The 16779-nt window shown below is 70.3% G+C and carries 16 protein-coding genes, 1 pseudogene and 1 riboswitch; of the genes and pseudogenes, 6 read left to right on the top strand and 11 right to left on the bottom strand.

The genetic code is table 11. The features are described 5' to 3' along the window. Positions 1 to 131: 131 nt before the first annotated feature. From ACFV20_RS34980 to ACFV20_RS34960, 5 genes are all read right to left on the bottom strand, one after another. Entirely contained in the window at positions 132 to 1895 is a 1764-nt protein-coding gene (locus tag ACFV20_RS34980; protein WP_385664703.1) for an ABC transporter substrate-binding protein, read from the bottom strand. Between the two features lie 8 nt (positions 1896 to 1903). After that, entirely contained in the window at positions 1904 to 2902 is a 999-nt protein-coding gene (locus ACFV20_RS34975) for an ABC transporter permease (RefSeq protein WP_385664701.1), read from the bottom strand. 343 nt (positions 2903 to 3245) lie between these two features. Beyond that, on the bottom strand, positions 3246 to 4046 hold the full coding sequence (locus ACFV20_RS34970) for an enhanced serine sensitivity protein SseB C-terminal domain-containing protein (RefSeq protein ID WP_385664699.1): 801 nt from the start codon (positions 4044 to 4046) through the stop codon (positions 3246 to 3248). 137 nt (positions 4047 to 4183) lie between these two features. After that, positions 4184 to 4972 carry an enhanced serine sensitivity protein SseB gene (locus ACFV20_RS34965; protein ID WP_385664696.1) on the bottom strand — a complete coding sequence of 263 codons (789 nt, stop codon included), beginning with the start codon at positions 4970 to 4972 and terminating at the stop codon, positions 4184 to 4186. Positions 4973 to 5073: 101 nt separating this feature from the next. After that, complete coding sequence (locus ACFV20_RS34960) at positions 5074 to 5745, bottom strand: AAA family ATPase (RefSeq protein ID WP_385664693.1); 672 nt, start codon at positions 5743 to 5745, stop codon at positions 5074 to 5076. A gap of 221 nt (positions 5746 to 5966) precedes the next feature. Further along, positions 5967 to 6066: riboswitch (glycine riboswitch) on the top strand. A 191-nt stretch (positions 6067 to 6257) separates the two neighbouring features. Here ACFV20_RS34960 and gcvT point away from each other — a divergent pair. From gcvT to ACFV20_RS34930, 6 genes are all read left to right on the top strand, one after another. Then, on the top strand, positions 6258 to 7379 hold the full coding sequence (gcvT, locus tag ACFV20_RS34955; protein ID WP_385664690.1) for a glycine cleavage system aminomethyltransferase GcvT: 1122 nt from the start codon (positions 6258 to 6260) through the stop codon (positions 7377 to 7379). A 102-nt stretch (positions 7380 to 7481) separates the two neighbouring features. After that, entirely contained in the window at positions 7482 to 7859 is a 378-nt protein-coding gene (gene gcvH / locus ACFV20_RS34950; RefSeq protein WP_385664687.1) for a glycine cleavage system protein GcvH, read from the top strand. Between the two features lie 9 nt (positions 7860 to 7868). Then, the gene (gene glyA, locus ACFV20_RS34945) at positions 7869 to 9131 is read left to right on the top strand and encodes a serine hydroxymethyltransferase (RefSeq protein WP_385664684.1); all 1263 of its coding nucleotides are present in this window, start codon (positions 7869 to 7871) and stop codon (positions 9129 to 9131) included. 87 nt (positions 9132 to 9218) lie between these two features. Beyond that, positions 9219 to 10586, top strand: a complete 1368-nt coding sequence (locus ACFV20_RS34940) for an L-serine ammonia-lyase (protein ID WP_385664682.1) — start codon at positions 9219 to 9221, stop codon at positions 10584 to 10586. A 102-nt stretch (positions 10587 to 10688) separates the two neighbouring features. Further along, positions 10689 to 12101, top strand: a complete 1413-nt coding sequence (locus ACFV20_RS34935) for an MFS transporter (protein WP_385664679.1) — start codon at positions 10689 to 10691, stop codon at positions 12099 to 12101. A 202-nt stretch (positions 12102 to 12303) separates the two neighbouring features. Beyond that, a complete protein-coding gene (locus tag ACFV20_RS34930) occupies positions 12304 to 12861 on the top strand; it encodes a glycoside hydrolase family 25 protein (protein WP_385664676.1) in 558 nt (185 codons plus the stop codon). Position 12862: 1 nt separating this feature from the next. On the opposite strand, the gene ACFV20_RS34925 is transcribed toward ACFV20_RS34930, so the two are convergent. The 6 genes and pseudogenes from ACFV20_RS34925 to ACFV20_RS34900 form a co-directional block, all read right to left on the bottom strand. Then, positions 12863 to 13525: an NADPH-dependent F420 reductase gene (locus ACFV20_RS34925; RefSeq protein WP_385664673.1), complete on the bottom strand. Its 663-nt coding sequence runs from the start codon at positions 13523 to 13525 to the stop codon at positions 12863 to 12865. 181 nt (positions 13526 to 13706) lie between these two features. Beyond that, positions 13707 to 13919 (bottom strand): EF-hand domain-containing protein, encoded by a 213-nt coding sequence (locus ACFV20_RS34920; protein WP_189727755.1) that lies wholly within the window; start codon positions 13917 to 13919, stop codon positions 13707 to 13709. 59 nt (positions 13920 to 13978) lie between these two features. Further along, the gene (locus ACFV20_RS34915; protein ID WP_385664706.1) at positions 13979 to 14812 is read right to left on the bottom strand and encodes a MerR family transcriptional regulator; all 834 of its coding nucleotides are present in this window, start codon (positions 14810 to 14812) and stop codon (positions 13979 to 13981) included. 17 nt (positions 14813 to 14829) lie between these two features. Then, positions 14830 to 14892 (bottom strand): annotated as a pseudogene (locus tag ACFV20_RS34910) (hypothetical protein); the annotation flags it as partial. 69 nt (positions 14893 to 14961) lie between these two features. Beyond that, the gene (locus ACFV20_RS34905) at positions 14962 to 16140 is read right to left on the bottom strand and encodes a YncE family protein (protein WP_385664670.1); all 1179 of its coding nucleotides are present in this window, start codon (positions 16138 to 16140) and stop codon (positions 14962 to 14964) included. Positions 16141 to 16216: 76 nt separating this feature from the next. Beyond that, complete coding sequence (locus ACFV20_RS34900) at positions 16217 to 16720, bottom strand: ATP-binding protein (RefSeq protein ID WP_385664667.1); 504 nt, start codon at positions 16718 to 16720, stop codon at positions 16217 to 16219. Positions 16721 to 16779: the final 59 nt, after the last annotated feature.

Raw genomic sequence — 16779 nt, 5'->3', positions numbered from 1 at the left:
CCCGGGCCCCCTTGCCGCGTGGTTTCTTGACCGCCCCCACTGGGTTCGGGCCCGGGGGGGCGGGGGGGGTATCGCCCGCCGCGCCCACCCGGTGCCTTCACCTGCCTTTCGAAAGGATCCGGCCTGCTGAATTACTTCGCGGAGCTCATCAGCAGGTAGTCGTACATGCCGAGGTAGGCCTGCGTGACCGTGACGTTCTGCGCGGACGTCGGCCGGAGCAGCAGGTTCTTGCGGTAGACCAGCGGGACGACCGAGGCGTTGTCGAGGACCATCTTGTCGATGTCACCCCAGGCCTTGGTGCGGGCGGCGTCGTCGGTGTTGGCGATCGCGTCCGTCAGGGCCTTGTTGATCTTCGGGTCGTCCAGCTCCATCAGGTTGTTGCCACCGGAGGGCTTGATGGCGGCACCGTTGACGATCTGGTCGAGGAAGCCGTAGCCGGTCGGCCAGTCGGCGCCCCACGCCATCGAGAGCATGCCGAGCTTGTTGTCGTGGACGTAGCTCGGGACACCGGCGAAGTTCGAGAAGTACTTGCCGGAGGGGAACTGCTTGATCTCGACGTTGATGCCGATCTTCTTCAGCGACGCCTGGATGGCGGTCGCCGCGGCAACCTCGGCGGGGCGGTCGGAGCGCGCCGTCAGGATCGTGTTGAAGCCGTTCGGCTTGCCGCACGCCTTCAGGGCTTCCTTGGCCTTGGTCACGTCACCCTTGTGACCGTCGGTCGCGTAGGTGTCGAACTTGGTGTAGCCGTTCACCGACGGCGGCAGCAGCGTGGTCGCCACGTCGCCCTTCGGGGAACCGCCCATGGCGTCGAGCACCGACTGCTTGTCGAGGCCCCACTGCACGGCCTTGCGGCAGTCCGCGTTGTCGAACGGCTTCACGTTCACGTTGAGCGCGATGTACTGCGTGGCGCCCGCGTAGGAGCTGTCCGTCTGGTTGGCGTACTTGCCGCGCAGCACCTTCGGCTGGGTCTGCGGCTGCACACCGGTGCCGGCCGCGTCAGCCGTGATCTTGTCGGCGAGCAGGTTGTTGTCGACCGTGACCGGGTTGACCTTGAACTTGATCGTGATCTTGTCCGGCAGGGCCTTGCGGATCGGGTCCGTCTTGGCGTCCCACTGCTTGTTGCGCACGAGGGTGGCGCCGCGGCCCTCCTCGTAGGACTGGAACTGGTACGGGCCGGTCGACTGGATGGCCTGGACGTACTTCGCACCGGTGTCCTTCGCCTGCGGCACGGGGGCCGTCTGGGAGAAGGTCGCCAGGTAGTCGAAGTCGGCGAACGGCTGCTTCAGCTTGAAGACGATCGTCCGGTCGTCCGGCGTCTCGATGGACTTGATGCCCTCGGCGGACTTGTCCTTGTAGGGGCCCTTGTACTTGTCGCCGCCCTCAAGGTACGCCTTGAAGTAGGTCGGGCCGTTGGACAGCGCCTCGGGCGCGAAGTTGGAGCGCTCGATGGCGTACTTCACGTCCTTGGACGTCACCGGGGTGCCGTCCTGGAACTTCACACCCGCACGCAGCTTGTACGTCCAGGTCTTGGCGTCCGGGCTGGACTTGCCGAGCCCCTCGGCGAGGTCCGGCACGACCTCCAGGCCGGCCTTGCCCGCCGCCGGCTTGAACGTGGTGAGCGTCCGGCCGTAGAGGCGGGAGAAGTTCTGCACCCAGCCGTAGTACGTGTTGCCCGGGTCGAGGGAGTCCGGGACGTCCGAGTGCTCGTACGTGACCGTCCCTCCCTTCTTGTCGGACGCGTTGACGATCGAGTTCAGCGCGGCGTCCTTCTTGCCGTTGCCTCCCCCGTCGTTGTCGTCGCCTCCGCCGCACGCGGCAGCACCCAGCGACAGTGCCAGGACCGACGCAACGCCGGCGGTCACCCTTCTCGTCTTCACCTGAGGAAGCCCCCTCATTCGATGGATCACTTGCTGCGAGGGTCGAGGGCGTCACGCAGCCCGTCACCCAGCAGGTTGAAGGCCAGGACGGTGATGAAGATCGCCAGTCCGGGCACGAACATGTACTGCGGATCAGCCGTGTAGAGATCCACAGCGTTGCTGAGCATTCCGCCCCAGGAGGCCTGCGGCGGAGCGATACCGACGCCGAGGAAGCTCAGCGCGGCCTCGAACAGGATGTTCGTCGGAATGATCAGCGTCGCGTAGACGAGGATCGGTGCGACGAGGTTCGGGAGGAGCTCCCGGAACAGGATGTACGGGCCGCGTGCCCCGAGGCTCGTGGACGCCTCGATGAACTCCCGCTTGCGCAGGGTCATCGTCTGGGCGCGCACGATGCGGCCGATGTACGGCCAGCTGAAGAAGCCGATCACGAAGATCAGCACGCAGATGCGCAGCGGCAGGCCTTCGAGGCCGAAGAACCCGTCCTGCACGGAGGCGGAGATCGAGATCGCGAACAGCAGCAGGGGGAAGGCCAGGAACGTGTCCATCAGCCTGCTGATCACACTGTCGATCCAACCGCCGTAGTACCCGGCGATGACACCGAGCACGGTTCCGATGCACACGGACAGCAGCGTGGCGCCGCCCGCGACCAGGAGGGAGACCCAGGAGCCGTCGATGATGCGGGCGAGCATGTCACGGCCGTACTGGGGGTCCACGCCCAGCGGGTGGTCCCAACTCATACCTCCCCAGCCGCCCTTGGGGGCGAGCAGTGCGGGGTCGATGAGGTCCTGGTTGAACTTGTTGGGATCGAGGTTGAAGATCCACTGGATCGGCTTGGAGAACACCGCCAGCAGCGTGAGCAGGATGACGATGACGCCTCCCGCCATCGCCACCTTGTCCCGCTTGAAGCGCATCCAGGCGATCTGGGTGAGCGAGCGCCCTTCGATCTGGCTCTTCTTGACCCCGGAGAGCACGGCCTCGGGCTGTGCTCCGGCTTCCGCCCCGGTGGTCTCGATCGGTGCGGTCACGGTGCGATTGACCCCTCTCGGGCCGGCGGTCGCCGAGCCCCTGGTGCCGCTGTAGCGGTTTTGTTTGTCTCGTACACGAGACCGACCCGGCCCGTGTCTTGCCGGGAGTCTTCAACGCTTTGGCGATCTGTTGCCAGACTTGGCGGTGAAAGGATGCGTAAACGTGATGCTGTCTGCGGGGTTCCGTTATCCGGACAACGGGTGACCGGGGTCGGACACCCCAGGACTAGGGCATTTTAGGACAAGCCTGTATTTTTTACCCCTATCTACGCGCGAAGAGCTGAACCATCGTCGCGTTGCAGGGGTGGCGCGGAGGAGGCCGCCGGGGGCGACTTCCGGCCGGTCAGTACCGGCCCTGGGCCGGAGGGTAGCCGTAGCCGGAGGCGGGCGCCTGGACCGGGGCGGTGGCGTGGGCCTCGCGGTCGTAGAACGGGCGTGCCTTCGCGCGCAGCCACATGGCGACCGGGTCGTGCTCGTCGGACAGGGCGACGGTCGACACGGGCAGCCCGTCCGGTACGGCGCCGAGGGACTGCTGCATCATGGCGCGCACCGAGTCCACGGCCGGCGGCGAGGTGTCGTACACGTCGAGTCCGATGGCGAGATACGGCGCTCCCAGAGCGGGCTGCACCCAGGCGCGGCGCAGCGAGCGGACGGCCGGGGTGCGGTGGGCGTTCTGCGCGAGGAGGGCGTAGAACTGCGGGATCTCGATGGCCGGTTCGGACAGGCGCAGCGGTCCGGCGGGCTGGCGGTCCAGGCCCGTGGCGATCCGGCGCAGGTCGAGCCAGGGGATGCCGACCCCGCCGCCCGGGGCGTGCGGGTTGAGCCAGAGGCCGTAGTGGTCGGGGTAGAGGGCGCGGGCGACGTCGAGTCCGTCGATGACCTCGTACGAGCGGTTCCAGCCGCTGGCGGAGAGCTCCTGGGCGGAGGTCACGCAGGGCGCGTAGCCGTGGCCGTCGACGTCCATGTTCCCGTACTGGGCGTCGGGCGAACCGGCCTGACCCTGCCACAGGAGCATCCAGATCTGGCCGGTGTGCGGGGTTGCGAGCGCGCGCAGGAGTGCCTCGTAGGCGTCGTAACGCCCGGGCGTGACCTGGCGCAGCATGTGCTCGACCTGTCCGGCCGCGGCCGTGCCGCTCGCGCTCACCTTTACCGCCCCTTCATACAACGCCTCGACGGTGCCCTAGCTTAAGCCCGCAGGGGAGCCGGGGGATTATGCCGTCGGGCGGGTGCGGGTCGTGTGTGGTTGATCGCGCAGTTCCCCGCGCCCCCTGCGGCGCTGACCTACCGCTGGAAGAAGGGCCGGACCCGCTCCCGCATCCAGCTGCCCACCGGGTCCTCCGTCACGTCCAGCAGGACCAGGTTGACCGGCCAGGGTGCCGGGGCCGCGGTGACGGCGCGGGTGAGGGCGTCCAGGGGGAGGGCACGCAGGTCGCCCTCCCACTGGGAGAGTTCGACGCCGACGAACATCACCGGGTCGGCGGTCTCGATCGCGGCGAGGCAGCGGCGGGCGGTGACGACGACACCGGTCGCCTCGAACTCCGCGGAGGCGGCGGCCAGGAAGTCCACCGGGTCGTCCTGCCAGTCGGGCTCGAAGAGGCGGACCCGGCCGCCGCTCGCGGGGCCGTCCAGCGGGGTCCGGCCGGCCCGGCACAGCTCGGCCACGGCGGGCGGGGGGAGCGGGATGCCGACCACACCGCCCGGGTTGACGGCTATCCCCGCGTGCGGGGGCAGGCCGCGGGCGAACTCCACCGCGGGGGCGATGGTGTACGACATGTGCGAGCCGGCGACCTGGCGGAACTGCTCCTCGGAGCTGAACACCGGTACGTAGGCCTGGCCGTCGATCTCGATGCCGGGCAGGTCGAGGGGGCCGCTGTGCGGGCCGCCGCCGTTGGGCAGCGGGATCCAGACGAAGCTGCGGCCCAGCACCTCGACGATCCGCCCGCCGGCCGCCGGTCCGGCGCCGAGGGAGGCCGAGAGCACCTCCTCCAGCTCGTTGCCGGGCCAACCGCCGTGCGGGTGGGTCTGCGTCTGCGCCGGGAAGTCCGCGGAGAAGTCCGCCGGGATGTCCATCTGCCTACCGCCTGCCTGGAACCACTGCTGTGGCTCAAAAGGCTAACGGCTGACCACCGCGGGCGGCATGGGTGATGCCGGCTCGTGCACGCGGGCGTGGTTCAGCCCGTGAAGCCGATTCTGCGGAGGCTGTCCGCCGCGTCCCGGTCGGCCAGCACGGCCGAACCGCAGCCGGCCGGGAGGTCGCCGCGCTCCACCGCGCGCAGCAGGCGGGTGCTCGCCGCGCGGTGGCGCAGGAACGCGTAGCGCGAGACGCCGCGACCGCGGTCACGCTGACCGGCCAGGGCCTGTTCGGGTGTGACGTCGAGCAGGAGCAGGTGCAGGGTGCCGCCGCGGCGGCGGGCCTCACGGGCGAGCCAGCGGCGGACCCAGGCCTGGGTGCCGCAGTCGTGCACGACGACGCCCTCGCCCGTGCGCAGGGCGCGGCGCAGTGCGGCGTAGTGGGCGAGGCGGACGAACGGGCGGTAGAGCGCGTACGGCAGGGCGCGCGGCATGCGGCGGGCCCAGCGGTCGCGGGTGTCCTGGGAGTCGATGCGCCGGCCCGGCACGGTGCGCCGCATCAGGGTGGACTTGCCGCTGCCGGGCAGGCCCGTGACCACGACGAGATCGCGGGGGCCGAACAGCAGCGCGCGCGGACCGCGGCCGGCGCGGTCGCGCAGGTCGCGCACGACCGGTGCCGGTGCCGGCACCGGAGCACCGGCCGCCCGGGCCGGAGCGGCCGGCTGCTCGGGCAGCGCGATGCCCGTCGTCGCGTACGCGGTGGTCCTGTTCACCGTGATCGTCCTCCCCTGGGGCCAGGTACGAGGTCCATCCCCGCCGAGTGTAAAGAGAAGGTAATGCCGTAGGCCTCTCATTTACGTGCCCGTCCTGCAACAGGGCTGCTACAGGTCGCTGCGTCCGGCGCGACGGACTCGTGCACTCCCTGGGAAAGGTCCCCCTGCCGCGCCGGAAGGATGCGTGCAATGATGTGCGCGCCAACTGCATACCGGCCGTTTGAATCCGCGCGGGAGAGTTCCCAGCACCGCAAGAGCTGGGGCGCCGAAGGAGCAAGTCCCTCCCTTGAATCTCTCAGGCCCCGTTACCGCGCGGGCGAGGCACATCTGAAAAGCGGGCCATCTCCTCCGCACGCGAGGCGTGGTCCCACCCAAGGTGCAAGCCGTGTCCCGCGTGGTCATGGCGAACCTCTCAGGTTCCGATGACAGATGGGGAGGAACGACCTCGCCCTCCCCCCGCTCGGCTTCGCTCGCGCGGGAGGGACCCCATTCGCCCTGGGAGACGACCGACTGTGAGCAGTACAGGAGAACTCCGTCACACCGCGCTCGATGCCCTGCATCGCTCGCTCGGCGCGACGATGACCGACTTCGCCGGCTGGGACATGCCCCTGCGCTACGGCTCCGAGCGCGACGAGCACACCGCCGTGCGCACCAAAGCCGGGCTCTTCGACCTCTCCCACATGGGCGAGATCACCGTCACCGGCCCGCAGGCCGCCGCGCTGCTGGACTTCGCCCTGGTGGGCAACATCGGCGGCGTGAAGCCGGGCCGCGCCCGCTACACCATGATCTGCCGGGCCGACGGCGGCATCCTCGACGACCTGATCGTCTACCGCCTGGGCGAGACCGAGTACATGGTCGTCGCCAACGCCTCCAACGCCCAGGTGGTCCTGGACGCGCTGACCGAGCGCGCCGCCGGTTTCGACGCCGAGGTGCGTGACGACCGGGACGCCTACGCGCTGCTCGCCGTCCAGGGGCCGGAGTCGCCCGGGATCCTGAAGTCCCTGACCGACGCCGACCTCGACGGCCTGAAGTACTACGCCGGGCTGCCCGGCACGGTCGCGGGCGTCCCGGCCCTGATCGCCCGGACCGGCTACACCGGCGAGGACGGCTTCGAGCTGTTCGTGAAGCCCGAGCACGCCGTCGAGCTGTGGCAGGCCCTGACCAAGGCCGGCGAGGGCGTCGGCCTGGTCCCGTGCGGGCTGTCCTGCCGCGACACGCTGCGCCTGGAGGCGGGCATGCCGCTGTACGGGCACGAGCTGACGACCTCCCTCACGCCCTTCGACGCCGGGCTGGGCCGCGTGGTGAAGTTCGAGAAGGAGGGCGACTTCGTGGGGCGCGAGGCCCTGCGCGAGGCCTCCGTCCGGGCCGAGCAGAACCCGCCGCGCGTCCTGGTCGGTCTCGTCGCCGAGGGCCGCCGCGTCCCGCGCGCCGGGTACACGGTCGTCGCCGGCGGTGAGGTGATCGGCGAGGTCACCTCCGGCGCCCCCTCCCCCACCCTCGGCAAGCCGATCGCGATGGCGTACGTCGACACCGCGCACGCCGCGCCCGGCACGAGCGGCGTGGGTGTGGACATCCGGGGCAGTCACGAGCCGTACGAGGTCGTGGCGCTGCCGTTCTACAAGCGCCAGAAGTAGACACTGGCCGAGGGCCGCGGCAGCGACCCCGTGCCCGTCGTCCCAGCTCATCAGCAGTCCCCCCTTCCACAGCACTCCCGCGCGTACAGGAGAATCCAGGCCATGAGCAACCCCAACGAGCTGCGCTACAGCAAGGAGCACGAGTGGCTGTCGGCCGCCGAGGACGGCGTGTCGACGGTCGGCATCACGGAGCACGCGGCCAACGCGCTCGGCGATGTCGTGTTCGTCCAGCTTCCCGAGGTCGGTGACTCCGTGTCCGCCGGCGAGACCTGCGGCGAGCTGGAGTCGACCAAGTCGGTGTCCGACCTGTACTCCCCGGTCTCCGGAGAGATCACCGAGGTCAACGAGGACGTCGTGAACGACCCGTCGCTGGTGAACTCGGCCCCCTTCGAGGGCGGCTGGCTGTTCAAGGTGCGGGTGACGGACGAGCCGGTCGACCTGCTCTCCGCCGACGAGTACACCGCGTTCTCCGCGGGCTGAGGGAGTCGTATGTCCGCCCTGAACACACCCCTGCACGAGCTCGACCCGGCCGTCGCCGCGGCGGTCGACGCCGAGCTGCACCGCCAGCAGTCCACGCTCGAGATGATCGCCTCGGAGAACTTCGCCCCGGTCGCGGTCATGGAGGCGCAGGGCTCGGTCCTCACCAACAAGTACGCCGAGGGCTACCCGGGCCGCCGCTACTACGGCGGCTGCGAGCACGTCGACGTGGTCGAGCAGATCGCGATCGACCGCATCAAGGAGCTGTTCGGCGCCGAGCACGCCAACGTGCAGCCGCACTCCGGCGCCCAGGCCAACGCGGCCGCGATGTTCGCGCTGCTCAAGCCGGGCGACACCATCATGGGCCTGAACCTCGCCCACGGCGGTCACCTGACCCACGGCATGAAGATCAACTTCTCCGGCAAGCTCTACGACGTCGTCGCCTACCACGTGGGCGAGGACGGCCGGGTCGACATGGCCGAGGTCGAGCGGCTGGCCAAGGAGTCCAAGCCGAAGCTGATCGTCGCCGGCTGGTCGGCCTATCCGCGGCAGCTGGACTTCGCCGCGTTCCGCCGGATCGCGGACGAGGTCGGCGCGTACCTGATGGTCGACATGGCCCACTTCGCCGGGCTCGTGGCGGCGGGCCTGCACCCCAACCCGGTGCCGCACGCCCACGTGGTCACCACCACGACCCACAAGACCCTCGGCGGCCCGCGCGGCGGTGTGATCCTCTCCACGGCCGAGCTGGCCAAGAAGATCAACTCCGCCGTCTTCCCCGGTCAGCAGGGCGGCCCGCTGGAGCATGTGATCGCCGCCAAGGCGGTGGCCTTCAAGGTCGCCGCCTCGGAGGACTTCAAGGAGCGCCAGCGCCGTACGCTGGAGGGTGCCCGCATCCTGGCCGAGCGTCTGGTGAAGGACGACGTCCGGGCCGTGGGCGTGGACGTCCTGTCCGGCGGCACGGACGTGCACCTCGTCCTGGTCGACCTGCGCCACTCGGAGCTGGACGGCCAGCAGGCCGAGGACCGGCTCCACGAAGTGGGCATCACCGTCAACCGCAACGCCATCCCGAACGACCCGCGTCCGCCGATGGTGACGTCCGGTCTGCGGATCGGCACACCGGCCCTGGCGACCCGGGGCTTCGCCGCCGAGGACTTCGCGGAGGTGGCGGACGTCATCGCCGAGGCGCTGAAGCCGTCCTACGACGTGGAGGCCCTCAAGGCCCGGGTGAAGGCCCTGGCCGACAAGCACCCGCTGTACCCGGGTCTGAACAAGTAAAAGAAGAAACCTTTCGGGTGCCGCCGCCCGTCGCGAGCGGCGGCACCCGCCCCCCTCTGCACCACCCCCGTAGTCAGGAGTTCCCCCGTGGCCATCTCGGTCTTCGACCTGTTCTCGATCGGCATCGGCCCGTCCAGCTCCCACACCGTCGGCCCGATGCGGGCGGCGGGCCTGTTCGTGCGGCGGCTGCGCAACGAGGAGCTCCTGGGGTCCGTCGCCTCCGTCCGCGCGGAGCTGTACGGCTCGCTGGGCGCGACCGGCCACGGCCACGGCACGCCCAAGGCGGTGCTGCTCGGCCTGGAGGGCGACTCGCCGCGCACGGTCGACGTGGGCAGCGCCGACGAACGGGTGGAGGCGATCAGGACCGGCGGCCGGCTGAACCTGCTCGGCGAGCACGAGATCGCGTTCTCCTTCGACGACGACATGGTCCTGCACCGCCGCAAGGCCCTGCCGTACCACGCCAACGGCATGACCCTGTGGGCGTACGACGCCTCGGGCGCGGAACTGCTGACCAAGACCTACTACTCGGTCGGCGGCGGGTTCGTCGTCGACGAGGACGCGGTCGGCGCGGACCGCATCAAGCTCGACGACACCGTGCTGAAGTACCCCTTCCGCACCGGCGACGAGCTGCTGCGCCTGACCGAGGAGACGGGTCTGTCCATCTCCGCGCTGATGCTGGAGAACGAGCGGGCCTGGCGCACCGAGGAGGAGATCCGCGCGGGCCTGCTGGAGATCTGGCAGGTGATGCGGGACTGCGTGGCGCGCGGACTGTCCCAGGAGGGCATCCTGCCGGGCGGTCTCAAGGTGCGCCGCCGGGCCGCGAACACCGCGCGCAAGCTGCGCTCCGAGGGCGACCCGCTGGCGCTGTCCATGGAGTGGATCACCCTCTACGCCATGGCGGTCAACGAGGAGAACGCCGCCGGCGGCCGGGTCGTCACCGCCCCCACCAACGGCGCCGCCGGCATCATCCCGGCGGTCCTGCACTACTACGTCAACTTCGTTCCGGGCGCCGACGAGGAGGGCGTGGTCCGCTTCCTGCTCGCCGCGGGCGCGATCGGCATGCTCTTCAAGGAGAACGCCTCCATCTCCGGCGCCGAGGTCGGCTGTCAGGGCGAGGTCGGCTCCGCCTGCTCCATGGCCGCGGGCGCCCTGGCCGAGGTCCTCGGCGGCTCGCCCGAGCAGGTCGAGAACGCCGCGGAGATCGGCATGGAGCACAACCTCGGCCTGACCTGCGACCCGGTCGGCGGCCTGGTCCAGATCCCCTGCATCGAGCGCAACGGCATGGCCGCGGTCAAGGCCGTCACGGCCGCCCGCATGGCGATGCGCGGCGACGGCTCCCACAAGGTGTCCCTGGACAAGGTCATCAAGACGATGAAGGACACCGGCGCGGACATGTCGGTGAAGTACAAGGAGACGGCCCGGGGCGGGCTGGCGGTGAACATCATCGAGTGCTGAGGCCGGCGGGGCGGGCGTCTTGCCATGCGAGATGGCGATACCGGAAAACGAGATCGCTGACATCGTTGTAGGGCCCATGTTTCACGCGTGAAAGACCGAACGATGCCCGCACCAGCCCCCGGTCCCGCCCCGACAGCCGTCAACTCGCGGTCCCGTGTCCTCGTCGCCAGCCTCATCGGCACGACGATCGAGTTCTACGACTTCTACATCTACGCGACCGCCGCGGTGCTCGTCTTCCCCGCGCTGTTCTTCCCGAGCAGCGACCCGACCACCGCGCTGCTGTCGTCCTTCGCGGTGTTCGGCGCCGCGATGGTCGCCCGCCCGATCGGCGCCGTCGTCTTCGGGCACCTCGGCGACCGGCTCGGGCGGAAGAAGACGCTCGTCGCCTCCCTGCTGACCATGGGCATCGCCACGTTCCTCATCGGCGTCCTGCCGACCTACGCGCAGGTCGGCTGGCCGGCCACCGCACTGCTCGTGCTGATGCGCCTCGCCCAGGGCTTCGCGCTCGGCGGCGAGTGGAGCGGCGCCGCCCTGGTCGCCACCGAGAACGCGCCCAGCGGCAAGCGGGCCCTGTACGGCACCTTCCCCCAACTGGGCGCCCCGCTCGGCTTCATCATCGGCAACGGCCTGTTCCTGGCCATGGGCGCGCTGCTGCCCTCGGCGGCCGGCGCCGATCCCTCGCAGCCCTCGGACGCCTTCGTCAGCTGGGGCTGGCGCGTGCCGTTCCTGTTCTCGGCCGTGATGGTCGCCATCGGCCTGTGGGTGCGCTCCCGGCTCGTGGAGTCGGCGGTCTTCACCAAAACCCGCGCCTCGGGCGGGGTGCGGCGGCTGCCGCTGGCCACCGTGGTGCGCGGCCACGGCAGGCAACTGGTCCTGGGCACCTTCATCATGCTGGCGACCTATGTGCTCTTCTACCTGATGACCACGTTCTCGCTCAGCTACGGACGCACCCCGCAGGACGCCGCCGTGCCCGGACTGGGGTACGACTACACGACGTTCGTGCTCATGATGATCTTCGGTGTGCTGTTCTTCGCCGCGTTCACCCTGATCTCCGGACCGCTCGCCGACCGCTACGGCCGGCGCACGACCCTGATCTGGATCACCGCCGCGATCGTGGTCTTCGGGCTGGTCTGGGTGCCCCTGATCGAACTCGGCACCCTCGGCGTGGTGCTGTGGCTGGTGCTCGGCTTCACGCTGATGGGCATGACCTTCGGCCCCATGGGCGCGCTGCTCCCGGAACTCTTCCCGACCAGCGTGCGCTACACCGGCTCCGGCATCTCCTACAACGTCAGTTCGATCCTCGGGGCGGCGGTCGCGCCGTTCATCGCCGTGGCGCTGTGGGAGACCGGCGACGGCTCACCGTGGCTGGTCGGTGTCTACCTCTCGGCGATGGCGGTGCTGACGCTGATCGCGCTCCTGCTCGGCAAGGAGACCAGGCACCTCTCCCTCGACTCCGGGGAGACCGGCTCCGTCACCGACGCGCCCGCTTCCCCGGTCACCTCCTCCGCCTCCTGAATCCGCCCTCCGTGCACGAGCGCCGGGTGCGAGCAGCTTCGCGCCCGGCGTAGGGCCGCCGCAGCGGGGCATCACCACACCCCGGACCGGGGGACCTCCGCCCCGCACGCGACCGAAGCCGGCCTTTCCGCCCCGGCCGGTGCCGGCACGTGTCATGGTGGGGCAACTCCCCCTCCCCCACGTGCACTCCAGGGAGACCCCCATGCTGCGCGGAATCGACGTGAGCGCCTACCAGAGCTCCTCCTACGACACCGACGGCCTGTCCTTCGTCTTCGTCAAGGCGACCGAGGGCCGCTCCTACGTCAACCCCAAGCTGGCCGCCCAGACCGAGCGCGCCAGAGACGCCGGACTGGTCGTCGGCTTCTACCACTTCCTGTGGCCGGGCAACCTCACCGCCCAGGCCGAGTACTTCCTGAGCAAGGCCCCCGACCGGCCGGGCGACATCCTCGCCGTCGACTGGGAGACGACCGGCGAGGGGACGCACGCGAGCAACGCCGAGAAGGACCGTTTCATCCGGAAGCTGAAGGACCTCCGCCCGGAGAACCGAGTGATCCTCTACTGCAACCGGCACTTCTGGCTGAACGTCGACACGTCGTCCTCCGCGGGCGACGGCCTGTGGATCGCCGACTACGTCTCGGCGGGCAAGCCCCGCATCAAGGCGAAGTGGCGCTTCCACCAGTACACCGACGACCCGCTGGACAAGAACGTGGCCGCCTTCGCGAGCAGAGCGGCGCTGCGCGCGTGGGCCGGCGCGGCCTGACCTAGCCGCGGAACTCCGGCGTGCGCTCCGGGGACGCCTCCGCCAGGGCCTTCCTGACCGCCTCCACGCCGTCGCGCAGGCCGTAGACCGGGGTGCCGGGCTGCTGGCGCCAGGAGTCGTCGATGCCGCCCGCGTCGACGGTGTCGAAGCCGAGCGCGTCGATCAGTTCCCGCACCTTGCGCTTGGCCGCCTCGTCGTCGCCCGCCACCGGCAGGGCCATGCGGCCGGGGTCGCCGGCGGGGAGCGGGCGGTCGAGGATGTCCTGGGCGTAGGTGCCGTTGAAGGCCTTGACGACCGGGTGGCCGATGTGGCGTTCCGTCCAGCGGCTCTCGGTGAGGCCGTCGTCCTCGATCTCCGCGATCCTGCCGTCGCGCTGTCGCGGGTAGTAGTTGCCGGTGTCGATGACCGCGACGCCGTCCGCCGCGCCGTCGAGCAGGCCGGAGGGGAGGTCCGGGACCGCCTTCAGCGGAACCGTGACCACGACGACCTCGGCGTCCCGTGCCGCCTCCCCGGCCGTCACGGGCGTCGCGCCGGTCTCCTCGGCCAGGGCCGTGAGCGTCTCGGGCCCGCGGGAGTTGGCCACCGACACGTCGTGGCCGAGGGCGGTGAGCCGCCGGGTCAGGTTGCCGCCGATGTTGCCCGCTCCGATGATGCCGATCTTCATGTCCTCGCCTCGTCCTTCCGGAGGTGAACAGCGTCTCGTGGAGTCCCGTAGTCGGGCTCAACCGGCGGGGCGGGTGGGCTATTCCGGCTCCGGGTGCGGGCCTCGCCCTCCCGGGACACGGCGAGGGGCCCGGTCCGCGGCGTGGACCGGGCCCCTTCGCTCGGCAGGGCGAGCCGGGCGCCTACTTGTTCAGGTAGGCCCAGAACTCGTCGAAGCTCAGCTGCTTGTCGCCGTCGAGGTCACGCGTCTTGATGACGACCTCGGCGACCGACTCGGTGACGTTCCAGTCACCCGAGCGGGCCAGGGCGGTCTTGAACTCGGCAGCGGTGATGAAGCCGTCACCGTCCGTATCGATCCGCTCGAACTGCTTGCGTGCTTCCTCGATGTCCGCCACCGGTCCGCCCCTCATCTCGTGCTGTACGTCCTGCTGGCGCAGGTCTGACGCAGGTCAGATTAACCGGCCGTGCGGGCCTCCAGCGCGGCGGCCACCCAGGCGAACTCCTCGTCGTGGGTCGGCTGGGGGCCGAGGCCGTTGACCACGGCCTGCAGTGCGCGGTAGCGGGCTACCCGTGGATGGGTGGCGGCCGTGAGGCGCTCGAGGACGACCGCCCGGTCCATGTCGCCGATCAGGTCGCGGAGGACCTCGTCGGCCTCCGGTGTGCCGGGGACGATGCCGCGCCGGCGTGCCCGGGTGGCGAGGGATACGAGCCGGCTCATGAACCACAGGGACGAACCGGCCGGGACGTCCGGCCCCCGGTCGGCGGCGTTGAACTCGACCACCTGCCGCATCTGCGTGCGGAAGCCGGGGTCCTGGATCAGCTCGGCCAGCTCCACCCAGGCGTCCACCTGCTCGGGCGTGGGATCGTCGGGCAGATGGGCGGCCGCGAAGCGCAGCCTGCGGCGGATGTCGGGGTCCGCCGTGTCGATCCCCTCGAAGACCTCCGCCATGAAGTCCTCGACGATCCGCCGCCGCTCGGCCGCCGAGAGCCGTGCCAGTCTGTTCATGAGTGTCATCTCCTCCGCGCTGGAACCCCGCTTCGCCACGGTCGACAGCACCGCACGGGTCACCTTGAGCGCCCGGATCTGCGCGTCCAGCGCGATCACGTGCGCGGCCGCGACCTGCGCGAGGGTCGTCTCACCGGCCAGGACCCGGTGGACGTCCGTGAGGCCGAGGCCCAGCTCGCGCAGGGTGCGGATCAGCTCCAGCCGTGCCACGGACGCCGCGTCGTACAGCCGGTATCCCCCCGCGGACCGGCCCACCGGGGGCAGGGCGCCTCGTCGGACCAGTAGCGGATGGTGCGCACGGTGAGTCCCGTGACCCGGGCCAGTTCCCCGATGGTGAGCAGTCCGGTGCGGTCGTCGGTCATGCCCGCGAGTCTGGACCCTCCAGCGGGTGGAGACTCAAGGAGCCGCCACCGGCCGTCACCGGCCCGGGCTCAGCGGAAGACGCCCGTGTGTCCCAGGGAGTAGCGGCCGGGTTGCGGGTACACCGCGAGGCCGTGCGGGCCGCTGCCGACCGGGATGCGGGCGAGCTGGATGCCGGTGCGGGTGTCGACGGCGTACACCTCGGCGTCGTAGCGGCCGGACAGCCACAGCACCTTGCCGTCGGCGGAGACGCCGCCCATGTCGGGGCTGCCGCCGTCGGGCAGCCGCCACTTCCTGGTCAGCCTGTCCTGGGTGAAGTCGAAGACGGAGACGGTGCCCTCGCCGCGGTTGGTCACGTACATCTCGCGGGAGTCGCGGCTGACGTAGAGGCCGTGGCAGCCCTTGCCGGTGGGCAGCAGGGTGGGTTTGCCGAACCGGTCGCCGTCCAGGACCCACATGCCGTGGGCCATCATGTCGGCGACGTAGAACTTCTTTCCGTCGGGCGAGACCTTCACGTCCTGCGGCATGGCGCCCTGGAACGGCAGCCGCTGCTGCCCGACGACCTCCATCTTCTCCGTGTCGACCTTGAGCAGTTCGCCGCTGAACTCGCAGGAGACGATGAAGTACCGGCCGTCGAGGGAGAAGTCGGCGTGGTTGACGCCGTAGCAGGAGACCGGGACGGTCTTCTTCACCTCCATGGTGTGCGGGTCGCGGAAGACCAGCTGGCGGTCGAGGGAGGCCATGACGACGGCGTACCTGCCGTTGGGCGTGAAGTAGAGATTGTAGGGGTCGTGGACCTCGACCTCCTTGCCCGCCTTGCCGGTCCTCGGGTCGATCGGGGTGAGGGTGTGGCCGCGGTTGTTGTTGACCCACAGCGTCTTCAGGTCCCAGGACGGGACGACGTGCTGCGGCTGCCGGCCCACCCGGATCGTCTCGGTGACCTCGTAGGTCTTCGGGTCGATGACGGTGACGGTGTCGGAATTGGTGTTGGGGACGTAGACCCGGGACGGGAAGTCCTTGACCACCGGGGACAGCTTGTTCGGGCGGTCGGCCGCGTACACGTCCTCGGGATCCAGGACGGGCGGCATGCCGGGCAGGCCCCGCACGGGCTTCCTCTCGGGCGGGGCGGGTACGGCCGCCTCGGTGCCGCGCGCCTCGGAGGTCCGGTCCCCGCTCCCGGTACCGCAGGCGGCGAGGACGGCGAGGGCGGCACCCGCGACCAGGGTGCTCTTGATGAGATGGGGACGCATTGCACCATTTAATGGGCGCCCGGCGGGGAATCCGGTGATTAGTCCGTCCGGCGACCGGGTGAGGCACGGGACGTGCTCAGCGCTCGGCGACCCGCATCTCGAACCAGGTGGTCTTGCCCCGGGGCAGCAGGTCGACGCCCCAGCGGTCGGCCAGTTTGTCGACGAGGAACAGGCCCCGGCCGCTGATGTCCATCTCCTGGACGGGCATCAGGCAGGGCAGGCCGCGGGAGGGGTCGCGGACCTCGACGCGGATCCAGCCGCGGCGCCGGTGCAGTCGCAGCCCGAAGACCCGGGCGCCGGTGTGCCGTACGGCGTTGCCGACCAGTTCGGACACGAGCAGGACCGCGTCCTCGGTGGTCTTGGGGGTGAGGCCCCAGTGCCGCAGGATCACGACCTGGGTGAGCCGTCTCGCCGTGGCGGCGGACTCGGGACGGGACGGCAGCGGAACCTCTGCCTCCGTCGGGTTGCCGTACAACTCCAGCGCCTTGAGCGCGTATTCGTCCTCGACGGTCGGCGACCAGCGCGCCGCGGCCGCATGTGCGTGTCCCCGCGGCTGTTCCATACCCTCCAGCCCCGCCATGCCCCCATCATGGCCGCCCGGGGCTCCCGAAGGGGCCGTTCCCGGGGAATACACCCCGG

It is taken from the genome of Streptomyces sp. NPDC059696, from assembly GCF_042733745.1.
GTDB lineage: Bacteria > Actinomycetota > Actinomycetes > Streptomycetales > Streptomycetaceae > Streptomyces.
Note: the sequence above shows the minus strand (reverse complement) of the source record. Positions and strands in the feature narration are given on the sequence as shown.